Genomic DNA, 15,544 nt, shown 5'->3' on the forward strand with positions numbered 1-15,544 from the left:
GAATCTTAATTAGTAAATAGTATTATCAATACGCATCAAAACATTTCATCACGGAGCTGTCAGAGTGAAGTTTTCCGCCGCCATTTGTCTTTCAATGTAGGCATTAACGCGATTGCCAGCACTTTCGGACGAATGCTAATATTAATTAGCTAAGAAGCTGTTTCTGCCAAAAAACTGAGATTGTTCCCGCGAATGCGAAAGACTAAGACCCAAACGAAGCCTGCAATGGACAAGCCCGCCCGCGTGACGATGATGGACATCGCCGCGGCGGCCGGCTGCTCACAGGCGGCTGTCTCCTTCGTGCTCAACGACACGCCCGGCACCCGCATCTCACAGCAGACTCGTGACCGAGTGTTGGAGGCCGCTCGAGCGCTGGGTTACATGGGAACAAGCTATACCATGAAGGCCTCTTATTCGGGACTCGACAACGTCATCGGTTTCGCCGTGGATCAACTCGCCACCAGCCCGGAAGCAATCGTCGCAATCGAGGGGGCCCGGCAAGCTTCTTGGAACACGGGCAACGTGTTGCTGGTTACCCAGACGCTGGGTGATCCAGTCATGGAGCCCAAAGCAATCAGAGCTTTGACGAGCGGGGGCATATCCGCGCTCATATACATGACAATCTATACCAGGGAGATCCAGCTCCCTTCTTATGTCTGTGAGCTTAAGATCCCGATAGTATTGTTGAATTGCTACACAGCTGATCATGCCTTTCCAGCCGTGGTGCCAAGTGAAATCGCGGGGGGGCAGAGCTCCACCCGGCATCTGATCATGCACGGCCACCATCGCATCGGCACGATCACCGGTGAGATTTGGATGCAGGCTGCGCAAGACCGCCTGACGGGATATCGCCGTGCACTTGCGACCGCCGATATACCCTTCGATCCGGAATTAGTCATCGAAGGCGACTGGTCGGCCGGCGCCGGCTACGCCGCGACGATGAAATTGCTTGCGCTGAAAGAACCGCCGACCGCCATCTTCTGCCAGAACGACCGCACTGCCGTGGGATGCTACGAAGCGCTCAAAGATGCTGGGCTCCGCATTCCCCAGGACATGTCGGTCGTCGGTTACGACGACGAGGAAATTTCGCGACATCTCGTACCGGCGCTGACCACTTCGGTCCTTCCGCACCTCGCCATGGGTCAGTGGGCGATTGAACATCTCAACCTGCAGACCATTCCCGGCAAGCGCTATCCAATTACGAAGCTGGAATGCTCGCTCGTCGATCGTCATTCCGTCGCTGCGCCGAGAACCAAGGCGCGGCACATCTTCAATGGCGCGCACGCGCCGCGATAGGGACGAGACGCCCGGAGTGCGCGGCACGGGCTGGATGCCTGTCATGGACGACATCATGCTCCGCCATCAGAACCGAAAGTTTGGTACAACCAAGCCAATCACCAAGTTTCAAGGAGGCCGCTAAGCCGCCATCGATCGATAGAGCCAATCGGAGAGCGTCTGGCCCGCCACGCGCGCCCCGAAATGCGGCAGCAATACGTCGCCGGTCAGTTCGACCCCGAAATACGGGGTGAAGGGATCGGTTATCACCTGTCGCTGGTCTTCGTTCGCCGCGAGGTAGATCCGGGCGATTTCGTCGATGCCGAACTGTTCGGGGCCGCCGATCTCGATGATATTGCCCAAGGGATCTCCGGCTGCCAGTTCCGCCAGGAATGTCGCGACTTCCCGAGCTGCGACCGGCCTCATCGAGGCCGGGGGCAAGCGGAAGACGTTACCTTCGGCGCCGATGTCGATCACGCCGTTGATGAATTCGTAGAACTGCGTCGAGCGGAGGATCGTGTAAGGCCGGCTCGAAGCCCGGATGAGATTTTCCTGCACTGCTTTGGCGCGGAAATAATCGCTTTCCACGAGGCGCGGCGTGCCGACGACGGAGAGCGCGAGGTAGTGCCGGACGCCAGCCTGCGCCGCAGCCGCGAGCAGGTTCTTCGTCGAAGCCTTGAAAAAATCGAGCGCCGAATTGTCGCCGAAGGATGCGGCATTGGTCACGTCGACGACGGCTTCAGCGCCTGTCATTGCCGCTTCGAGGCCCTTGCCGGTCATCGTATCGACGCCGAGCGACAGAGATGCGGCCGTGACGTCGTGGCCCGAGCGCCGCAGATCCGCAGTCAGTTGCGTTCCGATGAGGCCGCTTGCTCCCGCTACCGTGATTTTCATCTCAGTCTCCTCTGTTGCATCGTCCGCATACCCGCGCGGACAGAGAATGACCGGAACGCCGGACGCCTTCCATCATGCTTGGGGTCGGAGGTCCGAGACGCAGGGCATAGCGGAGCCAGCCCAAGGTCTAGGATGCCTGATCGGAAAGACGGAAGAGCCCGCCAGCGGCCGAGAAATCCGGCTACATCCCGCGCAATGCATGGGTTTCCATGAGTTGCGGTTGTGGTGCGCCAGGATTACGGTTCCAACATGAGCGCGCCGGCCCCAAAATGGAAAACAACTGCTGCAGGAAACACTGACGATCCCCCGGCTTTGCCCGCCCGGCCGGAGCGGTTGATAGAGAGGGTCTGGTCGCACCGCCCGCCATTCCTGCGTCTGGCGCTTTTCTTCCTCGCCTATGTGCTCGCCTGCGGCTTCGCCCAGTCGCTCGCGATCGTGCCGGGAACCGGCATTTCCATCTGGCCTCCGGGCGGGCTGTTCATCGCGACCCTCGTCCTCGCTTCCCGGCCCAGCTGGCCATGGTGGATACTGGCGGGCTGCCTAGGCGAGATGTTCAGCAATGTCCTGTGGTTCCACAGCCCGCAAGCCGCGGCCTTCCTGATCTATGTCGGCAACGCTCTCGAAGCGATGGTCGCGGCGTGGCTCGTCAACCGGACTTTGAAGCCCCCGGTTCGGCTCGAAACACTGCAGGAAGTGACCGCATTCATCGTCATCAGCGCCGGAGTTGCGCCGGCCGTCAGCGCGACCATCGGAAGCGCCACGCTTGCCTGGTTCAGCATCCAGTCGCAATCCTTCCTGACGGCCTGGCCCTTATGGTGGATCGGAGACGCGACCGGTGTGCTGATCGTGGCGCCGCTGGCGCTGGTCCTCTTCCACAGCTGGCGCGGCAAGACCCAGCTTTCGACCGGGCAATGGGTGGAGGCGGCCGTCCTGGCGCTGATCTTCCTCGGCGTCGCAGCCCTTTCGCTGAGCGGCTACCTTCCCTTCGCCTATATCATCATGCCGCCTCTTCTCTGGGCCGCGGTCCGCTTCGAATTCAAGGGAGCGGCGGTGTCGCTCGCTCTCCTCGCCCTGATCACCGCGGTCTTCACGATAACCGGCGCCAGCCAATTCGCCGGCGATCCGGAGGCCCAGAAACACAATCAGGTCATGCTGCAGCTTTTCCTGGCGATCTCGGCCTTCTCAGCGCTGATCGTCGCCGCCATATCGCGTCAGCATCAACTGGCGGTGCTTTCCCTGCGCCAGAGCGTGGAAGCGCTCAGCGAAAGGGAACGCGAACTCTCGCAGCTCGTGGACATGGTCCCGGTTCAGATCAGGCGCCTGACGCCGAAAGGCGAGCCGGTCTTCTTCAACAAGCGCCTGATCGACTTTTTCGGTCTCGACGTCGGCGATATGGATCAGCCGGGCACGAGCCGGCTCTCATCGGTCATTCACACGCTCGTTCATCCCGACGACGCGCCGCGGCTGCTCGAGACGGTCCACCGCGCACTCGCCAGCGGCGATCCCTTCTCGATCAAATACCGCATGCGCCGTTTCGACGGAGCCTATCGCTGGGTCGACGGCCGCGCCGAGCCGCTGCAGGATCAAAACGGCGCGATCGTGCAATGGTACGTGATATCGGTCGACATCGATGACGAGATGCGCGCGCAGGAGGCGTTGCGCAACCGGGAACACGAGCTCTCCCAACTGGTGGACATGGTCCCGAGCCTGCTCTGGCGGCTCAGTCCGGACGGCGCTCCAACCTTCTTCAACAAGCGCCTGATCGATTTTCTCGGCCTCGACGTCGCCGAGATGGAGAAACCGGGCATGAGTCGGCTGTCGGCCCTGATCGACGTCGCCGTTCATCCCGACGACGCGCGGAGCCTTGCCGAGGCGCTCAACCATTCCCTCGTCACCGGCGAACGTTTCTCGAAGCAATATCGCCTGCGGCGCGCCGATGGCGTCTACCGCTGGGTGAAGGGCAGCGCCGAGCCGCTGCGTGACGAAAACGGTGAGATCGTCCAGTGGTACGGCCTCTCGCATGACATAGACGACCAACTGCGCGTCGAGGAAGCGCTGCGAGAGCGGGAACGCTCTCTCTGGCAGATCGTCGAAACGCTGCCTGTCATGATCGATTGTGCGGCCCCGGACGGGGAGCCGGTCTATCGCAATCCCCAGCTTCGCGACTTTCTCGGATACAAACTCGAAGAGCTTGACGGAACCGGCAAGTCGCGGCTGGCCGGCACGCTCGACGCCGGCGTTCATCCCGACGATCTCGCCGACGTCAAGGAGAAATACGCCCATTCGCTCGCCACCGGCGAACCCTATGCGCGCAGGCATCGCCTGCGGCGGTTCGACGGCGACTATCGCTGGGTCGAGACGCGGGCCGCACCGATGCGCGATGGCGAGGGCGCGATCGTGCAATGGAACGTCATATGTCTCGATATCGACGGCGAGGTTCAGGCGCAGGAAGAGCTGCGCCTGACGCAGGAGGGGCTTGCCCGGGCGGGCCAGGCGGCGAGCCTCGCCGAACTTTCCGCTTCCATCGCGCATGAGGTGAACCAACCCCTGGCCGCCGTCGTGGCGAATTCCCATGCCTGCCAGCGCTGGCTGATGGCCGATCCGCCGAACATGGAGCGGGCGCAGAGAACGGTCGAGCGCATCATCCGGGACGCCAATTCGGCCGCCGAGGTCGTCAGCCGCATTCGCGCCTTGTTCAAACAATCCGCCGACAGGAGGGTTCAGACGACGCTTTCCAGCATCATCGACGAAGTGCGCAGCCTGATGGCCGACGAGGCCTGGCGGCGGCGCGTTCGCATCGACGTCGAAATCGACGGCAGCCTGCCGTCCGTCGCGATCGATCGTATCCAGATCCAGCAGGTTTTGATCAATCTCATCCGCAACGGCATCGAGGCCCTGGACGCCGCGGCAAGCGACAGGGTGGTCGCGATACGCTCGCACCATGTCGGCAATGCCGTCCAGACCGAGGTCCGCGATTTGGGCCAGGGTATCGAACTTCCCGAGAAGATGTTCGATCCCTTCTTCAGCACGAAGGAAAACGGCATGGGCATGGGGCTTGCGATCTGCCGCTCCATCGTCGAACTGCACGGCGGAAGATTATGGGCGGAGAAGAACGAACCGCGCGGGGCGGCGTTGATCTTTACATTGCCCATTGAAACGAAGGCGGCACCATGACGGCCGACGACCATATCGTCTTCATCGTCGACGACGATGAACGTATCCGCGAAGCGCTCGGCGAGCTGCTGGCCTCGCACGGCATACGCGCCATCGCCTTCGAGTCCGCCTGCGACTATGTGAAAGCAGACAAGCCGGATCAGCCTGCCTGCCTCATCCTCGATATCGAGCTGCCCGATATCAACGGCCTCGAATTGCAGAGGCAGATCGCCGACGCCGATCATCCGCCGATCGTCTTCATCACCGGACATGGCGATATCCCCTCTTCCGTGCGCGCCATCAAGCGCGGCGCAGTGGATTTCCTGACGAAGCCGTTCAACGACGCGGATCTCATGGCAGCGATCCATGCGGCGATCGCCCAGGATCGGGAAAAGAGAGCCGGGCGCGCCGAACTCGACATGCTGAGACAACATTATCTCGACCTGACGCCGCGCGAGCGCGAGGTGCTGCCGCTCGTCGTCAGCGGCCTTCTCAACAAGCAGGCGGCAGCGGAACTGGGGATCAGCGAAGTCACGCTGCAGATCCACAGAAGAAACGTGATGCAGAAGATGGCGGCGGCATCGCTCGCCGATCTCGTGCGCATCGCGGAGAAACTGGAAATACCGATAACCCACTCGCGCCGGGTGGGAGGGAATTGAACATGAACGAAACAAGACATGTCGTGGCAATTGTCGATGACGATCCAAGGCTCCTCGAATCGATGGGCGACCTTCTGGAATCGGCGGGCTATGTCGCCCGCAGCTTCTCGTCGGCGGGCTCGCTGCTCGTCGCCGGGCTGTCCGATCTGGACCTGCTCATCACCGATATCGGAATGCCCGGCATCGACGGCTTCGAACTTCGCGATCTCGTCAGGAAATCACGTCCGGAGCTGCCGGTCTTCCTGATCACGGGCCGCCACGAGATCGCCGATCAGGGCCGCGCTCAGGGCGCCGGCGGATTTTTCCGCAAGCCATTCGATGCCCAGGCCCTGCTGGCAGCCATCGCCAATGCCTTGCACAAATCGAGAGATGGAGGGTGACATGAGAGTTGACCAGCCGTTCGTTCGTAGATCGGCGCAACACGGATATGAAGAGGATCAGCCGCTCGTCATGATCGTGGACGACGACGCATCCATTCGCGAGGCCCTGTCGGAACTGATCCTGTCGGCGGGTTTCCAGCCGGTCAGCTTTGCCTCGACCCGCGAACTGCTCGACGCGGATATATTGGACAGGCCCGGCTGCCTGATCCTCGATGTGCGCATGCCGGGAGCAAGCGGTCTCCACCTGCAGAGCCATCTGGCCGAAAACGGCATCGCCAAGCCGATCATCTTCCTCACCGGGCATGGCGATATCCCGATGACCGTCCAGGCGATGAAAGCCGGCGCCGTGGACTTCCTCACGAAGCCGGCGCGGGACCAGACCCTGCTCGATGCCGTGACAGCAGCCATCGCCATGGACGGCGAACGGCGGGCGGAAGCGGCAATCGCCAATCGCAATATCGAACGGCTGGAGACGCTGACGCAGCGCGAGCGCGAGGTTCTCCATGAAGTGGCGCGTGGGCGCCTCAACAAGCAGATCGCCTTCGATCTCGGCATCAGCGAGGTGACGGTCAAGCTGCATCGCAGCAACGTCATGCACAAGATGGAGGCCGGCTCCATCGGCGAATTGATCCGGGCATGGGAAACCCTGCCCGCACAAATGCGCCAAATCGGCTCGCGCTAGCGCCAGCCGGGGCCTTTCAGAGGCGGGATAGCCGCCGCGAACATGCCCATTGCTGTCCACATTTTGCGCGTCCTATCCGATTCGCGCCAAAAACGACCGTGCGGCGCCGTCAATGGGTTTCGGCCTCGCCCGCATGCGGTATCTCTAAATTAAAGCCCGGGGATATGACTGTTGCCCGGCTTTGGTTCCCTAAAGGAGATCTCGCCTTGAACAATCTGTCCCCACCCGCGCCTTCCCCTGGTGCCAACGCCTTCGACAGCGAAGCAAATCTCTTGTCCGCCATGGGCAATGCCAAGCGGCTTCACATTCTGCATCTGCTGGCCGAAGGGGAAATGTCCGTGTCCATCCTGGCCGACGAGGTGGGATTGAGCCAATCTTCGACGTCCCAGCATCTGGCCATTCTTCGAGAACAGGAACTCGTGCAGACGCGAAGGGCCGCCCAGACGATCTACTATTCACTGCAATCCGATGCGGCCAAGGCTATTCTCGATACGCTCGCCGGTATCTTCGGACCGCAGCGTTATACCGCAGCAGAACGTTTCCGCGCCGTCGCCACCTGACGAAATCAGAAGAAGCCGATCCGGCCCTGCTGAGGATGACCTTGCAGGCAATCAGGATCGGCGCCGCGACGGCGAAGCGCAGGGCTATGGCGAAGAACGACGCCATTTCGAACGAGATGACCGCCGCCTGAGCGGCAAGCGCCAGGCCGAGGCCATGGCGCGGCAATCCCTTCGCCCACAGGCCCCTCGGATGTGTCGATCCCTGATGTACGTTTGATGTACGCCTCCTAGACCAGCGTGTGATTACGCCTCCATTGCGAATGGAGATAATGAACCGCATCGGGAACGGAACACCCGGCGGCATGGAGGCGATCATGGACGTATATGAGGCAGTGACAAGCCGGCGATCGGTGCGCGGATTCAAAGACAAGCCTGTGGCGATAGACGTGCTTGAGCGCGTGCTGTCCGCCGCTGCCTGGTCGCCGTCAGGATCGAACATCCAGCCGTGGAATACTTACGTGATGACCGGCGCGCCGCTGGCGGAGCTCAAGACATCAGCCGTCGAGCGCGTCGCCCATGGCGACGCCTGGGACAAGCGGCAGTACGAAATGTACCCGCCCGCTCTGAAGGCCCCCTACGGGGAGCGCCGGTCCGCCTTCGGCAAGGAGCGCTACAGCGCACTCGGCATTGCGCGCGAGGACTGGGAGGCACGCCAGCGGGCAGCGATCGCCAACTGGAACTGCTTCGGCGCGCCCGCCGCCCTGTTTTGCTACATCGACCGCGACCTGGGCCTGCCCCAATGGGCCGATGTCGGCATGTATCTGCAGACCGTCATGCTGCTGCTGCGCGCCGAAGGCCTGCACAGTTGCCCGCAGATGGCGTGGTCGCAAGTTCGCGAGACGGTCGCCGAGGCCCTGTCGCCGCCGGACGGGCTCATCCTCTTCTGCGGCATGTCTATCGGCTACGAGGACCCCGCGGTAAGCTATGCCCGTACAGGCCGTGCCCCGCTCGCCGAGACGGTCACGTTCCTCGGCGATTAATCAAGAGACCCGACACTGGAGAACGCCATGACCACGCATAAAGTAGGCTATCTCATCGGCAGCCTCGCCAAGGACTCGATCAACCGCAAGCTCGCCAAGGCGTTGGTGCGGCTCGCTCCGCCCGAACTTGAAATGTCGGAAATATCCTTCAAGGACCTGCCGCTCTACAGCTACGACTATGACGCCGACTACCCTCCGGCCGGCAAGGCATTCAAGGCGGCGATCGCGGCCGTCGACGCCGTGCTGTTCGTCACGCCCGAATACAACCGATCCATACCCGGCGGGCTGAAAAACGCGATCGACTGGGCAAGCCGCCCTTACGGCACCAACTCGTTCACGCGCAAGCCCTCGGCGGTGATCGGCACGTCGCCGGGGGCGATCGGCACCGCCGTCGCCCAGCAGAATTTGCGCAGCGTGCTCAGTTTCTGCAACTCTCCGCAGATGAACGCCCCGGAAGCCTACATCCAGTTCACACCGGGGCTGATCACCGATGACGGCGAGGTCACGAAAGACACCACCGCCGATTTCCTTCGCACGTTCATGCGGGACTTTTATGTCTTCATCACGAGGGTTCGCTCAGTGCTGCCGAAAGATGCATAGAAGGAACTGGCCGCTCCCATACGGCGGCGGCCAGGTCCCGTTTTTCGAGGTCACTCTCTAAGCGAAGGCGTAAGAGCCGTCCGGCCGCTTCGGCACGCGCCGCTGCCAGTGGATGTAGCCTTCCTCCTGCATTGCCTTCTCGTCCATTTCGACACCCCAGCCCGGCCGGTCGGGACGCAGTTCGAGATAGCCGTCCTTCGGCAGATAGGGATCGACGACGTAGCGGGTTTCTCCCTCCCGCTTTTCGATATCGAGGCCGCCATAGACATAGGCCTGCCCCTTCGGCAGCCGGTATTCGAGAATACGGAAATTCTGCGCGGCGGCCGAGAAATGAACGTTGACCGCGGTCGCAAGCGGCCCCATCGGGTTGTGCGGCGCCACGCCGACGAAGTAGGCTTCGGCGAGCGTCGCGATGCGGCGCATTTCGCTGATGCCGCCGACAACGCAGATGTCCGGCTGGATGAGGTCGGCGCCCTTCACCTGCAGCAGCCGCAGGAACTCGTTCCTGTTGTAGAGCGACTCGCCGGTGGCAAGCGTGCAGTTCAGTCCCTGCTTCAGGTCGCCCCAGGCCTCGATATTTTCCGGCCGCAACGGCTCTTCGAAGAACAGGGGATCGTAAGGCGCCAGCGCATTGCCGAGCTGGCGCGCGGCGATCGGCTCGAAAATCTTGGCATGGGCGTCGAAGGCGATCTCGTATTCGTCGCTCACCGTCTCGCGCAGCGAGCGGAAATAATCCGCCGACGCCTTGACGACGTTGCCCCAGCGGTTGGAGTGCATGTCGATCCGCCAGGGGCTGAGCTTGAAGGCGGTGAAGCCCCACCCTTCCTTCAGGCGGTCGAATTCGTCGCGGGCGGCCGGCGCATCGGGCGCGGTATAGACGCCGGCATAGACCTTGATGCGGTCGCGCACCTCGCCGCCGAGCAGCTTGTAGACGGGGACGTTCGCCGCCTTGGCTGCAAGATCCCACAGGCAATGGTCGAGCGCGGAGATTGCGGCGAGGCCGAGCGCGCCGGGCGGGAAGCGGCTCTGCTGGATCAGCAGGTTGACGAGATATTCGACGCGCGTCGGGTCCTGGCCCGATATAAATCCGTAGAGATAATCGAGCAGCGGCGGCAGCGCCTTGTCGGGGCCGTGATTGTAGCATTCGCCCCAGCCGGTTAGCCCGTCATCCGTATCGAGCGCGACGATCACACGGGGGCGGTCCTTGTCGCGGGTCATGAAAACCCGCATACGGTCGATCTTCATCATCCTGTCCTTCTAGCGATTGAAATAGCTGCGGCGCGCCACGCGCGTCTGCACGTAGACGTGCTCTTTGTCTGTTCCGGGGTTGTAGGCGCCGGCGGCCTGCGGCACCGACACATTGCCGCCGCTCGGGAAGCGCGCCACGAAAGCCTCGTCGATATCGCAGCCCAGTCCCGGACCGTCGGGAACGGCGATCAAGCCATCGACCTGTTGTGGATGCGGCACGATCGTCTGGCGACGGCCGTCCCAATCGTCGTCGAGGCGCTCGAGAATGAGCGCGTTCGGGATCGCCGCCAGCAGATGCAAGGCCGCATATTCCGCCACCGGCCCGAGCGAACCGGAATGCGGCGCCATCTGGATATGATGCGCCTCGGCCATGGCCGCGATCTTCTTCATCTGCGTGATGCCGCCCGCCCGGCCGGTATCCGGCTGGATCACGTCGACGAGCTCCCGTTCGATGAGTTCGCGCTCGCCGAAGATGGTGGCCGAGCGCTCGCCGGCAGCCAGCGGCACATGGGCGGCGTCGCGAATGCGCTTGTAGCCTTCGAGATTATCAGGCGCGATCGGGTCTTCCACCCACATCAGTTCATAGGGTTCGAGCGCCCGCACCAGCCGGCAGGCATCCGCCGGCGTCAGCCACGGCGGCCCATGCAGGTCGATGGCGATATCCATGTCATCACCGACGGCATCGCGGAGTGCTGCGACCTTGCGAACGGGATCGGCCACGCCGCCGCATTTGATCGCCTTGATGCCGCGTTCCTTGAGCGCAAGCGCGCGCTCGGGCGTGTTCGCATGCGAATAGATCGGAATCCTGTCGCGCACCTTGCCGCCGAGCAGCATCCAGACGGGCACGCCGAGCGCCTTGCCCTTGATGTCCCAGAGCGCCATGTCGATGCCGGTCATCGCGCCGCCGCCGACCGTGCCGAGCATGCCGTGCCCCATCATGGCGATATGCATCTTCTGCCACAGGCGCTCGGTATAGGCGGGATCTTCGCCGATGAGCAGCGGCGCAAGGTCATGGATCGCCGTCTGCACGACACGCGGCCAGCCCGAGCATTCGCCGATGCCGGTAATGCCCTCATCGGTATCGATCTTCAGAAACAGCCAGTTTCTGGTGCCTCCGAATTGCTTGGAGGCACCATCACCGGAGCGTTGGTCGGCCGCCCAATTCGAAGGATCTGGTTGGCCGACATGCATCAGAAAGGTGCGAATTCCGGTGATTTTCATCTCTGAGAGCTTCCGTTCTTCAAGTGCTCCGGCTCGACGTAGCGGAAGCGCCTGGAATGATCCCGGTCGCGCGGATCGGGGCGCGGGATCGCCGAAAGCAGCGCCTGGGTATAGGCGTGCTCGGGCGTGCTGCAAACCTTCTCCGCATCGCCGATTTCGACCAGCTGACCCTTGTACATGACGCCGACGCGGTCGCACATGTAGCGGATGACGCCGATGTCGTGGCTGATGAAGATATAGGCGAGACCGAGCTGATCCTGCAGGCGCATCAGAAGGTCGAGCACCTGCGAGCGCACGGAGACGTCGAGCGCCGAGGTCGCCTCGTCGGCAACGATGACGCGCGGATTGAGGGTGATGGCGCGTGCGATGCCGATGCGCTGGCGCTGGCCGCCGGAGAAAGCGTGCGGATAACGCTCGCGCGCCCTCGGATCGAGGCCGACCTGCTCCATCAGATGGCAGACCCGCTCGTCCAGGGCCTTCCCCTTGGCGATGCCGTTGACGAGCAACGGTTCGCCGATGATCTGGGAGACGGTCATGCGCGGGTTGAGCGAGCCGAAGGGGTCCTGGAACACCATGCGCAATTCGCGGCGCGCGGCGGCGAGCGTTTGACCTTTCGCCGTTGCGAGGTCGATGATGTCGCCGCCGGCGTTGCGATAGAGGATTTCGCCGGCGGAGGGATCGATCAGCCGCATGATCGAGCGGCCCATGGTCGTCTTGCCCGAGCCGCTCTCGCCGACGATGCCGAGCGTTTCACCCGGCAGAAGCGAGATCGACACGTCGTTCAGCGCTTTCACCTCGCCGAAATCCATTGAGACGTTGCGCAGTTCGAGGATCGGCGCTTTCGTCCTGTCGAGCGGCGGGCGCGCCAGGCGGATCTCGGCCTTCTGCTCCAGCTTCAGCACCGAGCCGATCAACATGCGGGTATAATCGTCCTGCGGCGCATGGAAGATCTGCTCGACCGGCCCGTATTCCTTCGCCACGCCATTGTGCATGACGAGCACATCGTCGGCGATCTGCGCCACCACGCCCATGTCATGGGTGATGAAGAGAACCGCCATGCCGTTGGCTTTCTGCAGCCGGGCGATCAGGTCGAGGATTTCGGCCTGCGTCGTGACGTCGAGCGCCGTCGTCGGCTCGTCGGCGATCAGCAACTGCGGCTTGCAGGCGAGCGCCATGGCGATCATCGCGCGCTGGCGCATGCCGCCCGAATATTGGAAGGCATAGCGATCCAGCGCCTTCTCCGGCGAGGGAATCTCGACCTGCTTCAGCAGCGAGATGGCTTCAGCGCGCGCTTCCGCCTTGCTCATCCTGGTGTGCAGGCGAAGCGCCTCGACAATCTGGTTGCCGACCGTGTGGATCGGCGACAGCGACGACATCGGCTCCTGGAAGATCATGGCGATGTCGCGGCCGCGGATCGCCCGGATCTGGCGCCCGCGCGGATTGAGGCTGGTGAGATCGGTCGAGCCGCCATTCGGAGTGTTGAGGACAATCGATCCGCCGGCGATGCGGCCGGGCGCATCGACGATCTGCAGGATCGAGCGTGCCGTCACCGATTTGCCCGAGCCGCTTTCGCCGACGACACAGAGCGTCTTGCCCGGTTCGATCGAGAAGGACAGGTCGCGGACCGCGCGGAAGACGCCGGTGCGCAGAGGGAATTCCACCGTGAGGTTCTTCACCTCGAGCAGCGGCTTGCCGGCAATGGGAATGATATCGGTCATGCCGGCCTCATTTGTTGTAGGGGTCGGCCGCATCGCGCAGGCCGTCGCCGAGAAGGTTGAGCGCCATGACGGCGACCACGACGGCGCAGCCCGGCATGAAGAGCCATGGCGCGGTCGCGATCGAGCGGATGTTCTGGGCCTCGCGCAGAAGCACGCCCCAGGAGATCGTCGGCGGCTGCAGCCCGAGCCCGAGGAAGGAGAGCGAGGTTTCGGCCAGGATCATCGCCGGCACCGCAAGGGTGATCGAGGCGATGATGTGGCTGGCGAAGCTCGGCAGCATGTGGCGGAAGATGATGCGTCTTTCACGAACGCCGTCGAGCCTCGCGGCTGCGACGAATTCCTCGGTGCGCAGCGACAGGAAGCGGCCGCGCACGACGCGGGCAAGCTGCGCCCAGCCAGTTAGCGACAGGATGATCGTGATCATCATATATTGCAGCGTCGCCGGCCAGTCCTGCGGCAGGGCCGCGGCCATGGCGAGCCAGATCGGGATCGTCGGCAGCGACAGCACGAAATCGATCAGCCGCTGCATGAAGAAATCGATGCGGCCGCCGTAATATCCCGAAATGCCGCCGAGCACGATGCCGAGCATCAGCGAGAAGAAGACACCGACGAGGCCGATCGACAGCGAGACCTGCGAGCCCTGCACCGTTCGGCTGAAGACATCGCGCCCGAGCCTGTCGGCCCCGAACAGCAGCAACGGCGTGCTCTTGTCAGGTGAAGCGAGGAGATGGATGTTCGTATTGAAGAGGCCAAGCACGGAATATTCATAGCCGCGCCCAAAGAGCTGCACGTCGATCCGCTTCGTGGTGTCTTCCTTGAAGATGGCGGCGAGCGTTTCCGGATCGCGGGTCAGCTTCATCGGATAATAATGCAGGCCGAAGGAAAAGCCGTTCTCGGTATCGATCAGATGCACTTTCTGCGGCGGGTGAAAGGTCGCCCGCGCATTCTGCAGGTTCGGATCGTTGATGGCGAAGAAGCCCGGAACCAGGGCGACGATGTACATCATCACGGTGACGACAAGCGCCACCATGGCCAGCCGGTGCCGGCGGAAAGCCCACCAGATGAGCTGCCATTGCGATGCGACGGCGGTGCGATCCGGCTGAACATTCGTCATGGTGATATCGGCCATGTCAGCCTCCTATTCCAGCCGGATGCGGGGATCGACCAGCGCCAGAAGAATGTCGCTGATCAGGGAGCCGATCAGCGTCAGCGCGCAGATCAGCAGGACGAAGGCGCCGGCGAGATACATGTCCTGCGCCATCAGCGCCTGCAGCAGCAGGGGTGCGGCCGTCGGCAGGTTGAGGACGATGGCGACGACGACCGAGCCGGAAATCAGGTTCGGAAGCAGCCAGGCGATCGTCGAGATGAACGGGTTGAGCGCGATCATCAAAGGATATTTCATCAGCAGGCGGAATTCCGAGAGCCCCTTCGCCCGTGCGGTGACCACGTAAGGCTTCGGCAATTCGTCCAGCATGTTCGCGCGCATGACGCGGATGAGGCTCGCTGTCGAGGAGACGGCGAGGATGATGACGGGAAGCCAGAGATGCGTGAGGAGATCGAGCGTCTTGGCAATACTCCAGGATGCCGTCTCATATTCCGGGGAAAAGAGCCCGCCGACATCCTGGCCGAACTCGACCGCCGCCACGTACATCAGCACCAGCGCCAGCAGGAAAGACGGAATGGACAGGCCGAAGAAGGTGAAAGCGGTGAAGAAGTAGTCGCCGATCGAATATTTCTTCACGGCGGAAAACACGCCGATCGGCAGCGCGATCGCCCAGGTGGCGATCAACGTCGAAAGGGCGAGAACCAGCGTCAGCGCCATGCGTTCCCAGATCAGGTCCGAGACCGGCTGCTGCCATTCGAAGGAAATGCCGAAATCGCCGCGCGAGAGAATGCCCCACATCCATTTGAAATATTGGACGAGCATCGGATCATCGAGACCGAAGCGCTCGCGCAATTGCGCCGCGGTGTTCTGGTCGACGATCTCGTTGGATGCGGCGAGCGTCGCGATATAGGTGGTGACATAATCGCCAGGCGGCAGCTGGATCAGCACGAAAGCCAGGAAGCTGACGGCAAAAAGCGATGGAATCATCCATAAAAAGCGTTTGGCGATGAACACCAGCATGAGGCGTCTCCCGACTTGGACGCCGCCCTCCGGCCCCTTCGGCTTTCAC

The 15,544-nt window shown here is 62.5% G+C and carries 14 protein-coding genes; 8 read left to right on the plus strand and 6 right to left on the minus strand.

Going from position 1 to position 15,544, the window contains the following annotated elements:
- Nucleotides 1-192: 192 nt before the first annotated feature.
- The gene (locus QD408_RS07695) at nt 193-1,296 is read left to right on the plus strand and encodes a LacI family DNA-binding transcriptional regulator (protein ID WP_414138889.1); all 1,104 of its coding nucleotides are present in this window, start codon (nt 193-195) and stop codon (nt 1,294-1,296) included.
- Nucleotides 1,297-1,416: 120 nt separating this feature from the next.
- Here the strand turns inward: QD408_RS07695 and QD408_RS07700 are convergent, their stop codons facing one another.
- Complete coding sequence (locus QD408_RS07700; RefSeq protein ID WP_414138890.1) at nt 1,417-2,169, minus strand: SDR family oxidoreductase; 753 nt, start codon at nt 2,167-2,169, stop codon at nt 1,417-1,419.
- Between the two features lie 336 nt (nt 2,170-2,505).
- On the opposite strand from QD408_RS07700, the gene QD408_RS07705 reads away from it, so the two are divergent.
- From QD408_RS07705 to QD408_RS07735, 7 genes are all read left to right on the plus strand, one after another.
- Nucleotides 2,506-5,343, plus strand: a complete 2,838-nt coding sequence (locus QD408_RS07705; protein ID WP_414139013.1) for an MASE1 domain-containing protein — start codon at nt 2,506-2,508, stop codon at nt 5,341-5,343.
- A complete protein-coding gene (locus QD408_RS07710; RefSeq protein WP_414138891.1) occupies nt 5,340-5,981 on the plus strand; it encodes a response regulator transcription factor in 642 nt (213 codons plus the stop codon). The genes QD408_RS07705 and QD408_RS07710 overlap by 4 nt, the downstream gene beginning before the upstream one ends.
- 2 nt (nt 5,982-5,983) lie before the next feature.
- Nucleotides 5,984-6,361: a response regulator gene (locus QD408_RS07715; protein ID WP_088684236.1), complete on the plus strand. Its 378-nt coding sequence runs from the start codon at nt 5,984-5,986 to the stop codon at nt 6,359-6,361.
- A 1-nt stretch (nt 6,362) separates the two neighbouring features.
- Nucleotides 6,363-7,043, plus strand: a complete 681-nt coding sequence (locus tag QD408_RS07720) for a response regulator transcription factor (RefSeq protein WP_414138892.1) — start codon at nt 6,363-6,365, stop codon at nt 7,041-7,043.
- Nucleotides 7,044-7,249: 206 nt separating this feature from the next.
- Complete coding sequence (locus QD408_RS07725; protein ID WP_414138893.1) at nt 7,250-7,603, plus strand: ArsR/SmtB family transcription factor; 354 nt, start codon at nt 7,250-7,252, stop codon at nt 7,601-7,603.
- Nucleotides 7,604-7,917: 314 nt separating this feature from the next.
- Nucleotides 7,918-8,583: a nitroreductase gene (locus tag QD408_RS07730; RefSeq protein WP_088684297.1), complete on the plus strand. Its 666-nt coding sequence runs from the start codon at nt 7,918-7,920 to the stop codon at nt 8,581-8,583.
- A 27-nt stretch (nt 8,584-8,610) separates the two neighbouring features.
- Nucleotides 8,611-9,183, plus strand: a complete 573-nt coding sequence (locus QD408_RS07735) for an NADPH-dependent FMN reductase (RefSeq protein WP_414138894.1) — start codon at nt 8,611-8,613, stop codon at nt 9,181-9,183.
- A 57-nt stretch (nt 9,184-9,240) separates the two neighbouring features.
- Here QD408_RS07735 and QD408_RS07740 read toward each other — a convergent pair whose 3' ends face one another.
- From QD408_RS07740 to QD408_RS07760, 5 genes are read right to left on the minus strand one after another with little or no spacing between them, the layout of a single operon-like run.
- The gene (locus QD408_RS07740) at nt 9,241-10,428 is read right to left on the minus strand and encodes a galactarate dehydratase (protein ID WP_088684296.1); all 1,188 of its coding nucleotides are present in this window, start codon (nt 10,426-10,428) and stop codon (nt 9,241-9,243) included.
- Nucleotides 10,429-10,440: 12 nt separating this feature from the next.
- Nucleotides 10,441-11,652, minus strand: coding sequence for a mandelate racemase/muconate lactonizing enzyme family protein (locus QD408_RS07745; protein WP_414138895.1), 1,212 nt, complete (start codon nt 11,650-11,652; stop codon nt 10,441-10,443).
- A complete protein-coding gene (locus QD408_RS07750; protein WP_414138896.1) occupies nt 11,649-13,370 on the minus strand; it encodes an ABC transporter ATP-binding protein in 1,722 nt (573 codons plus the stop codon). The genes QD408_RS07745 and QD408_RS07750 overlap by 4 nt, the downstream gene beginning before the upstream one ends.
- Nucleotides 13,371-13,377: 7 nt before the next feature.
- A complete protein-coding gene (locus QD408_RS07755; protein ID WP_414138897.1) occupies nt 13,378-14,499 on the minus strand; it encodes an ABC transporter permease in 1,122 nt (373 codons plus the stop codon).
- 9 nt (nt 14,500-14,508) lie between these two features.
- Entirely contained in the window at nt 14,509-15,495 is a 987-nt protein-coding gene (locus tag QD408_RS07760; RefSeq protein WP_088684229.1) for an ABC transporter permease, read from the minus strand.
- Nucleotides 15,496-15,544: the final 49 nt, after the last annotated feature.

Origin of the sequence: Rhizobium sp. BR 249 (assembly GCF_047445895.1) — a bacterium.
In the GTDB taxonomy this organism is placed as follows: Bacteria; Pseudomonadota; Alphaproteobacteria; order Rhizobiales; family Rhizobiaceae; genus Rhizobium.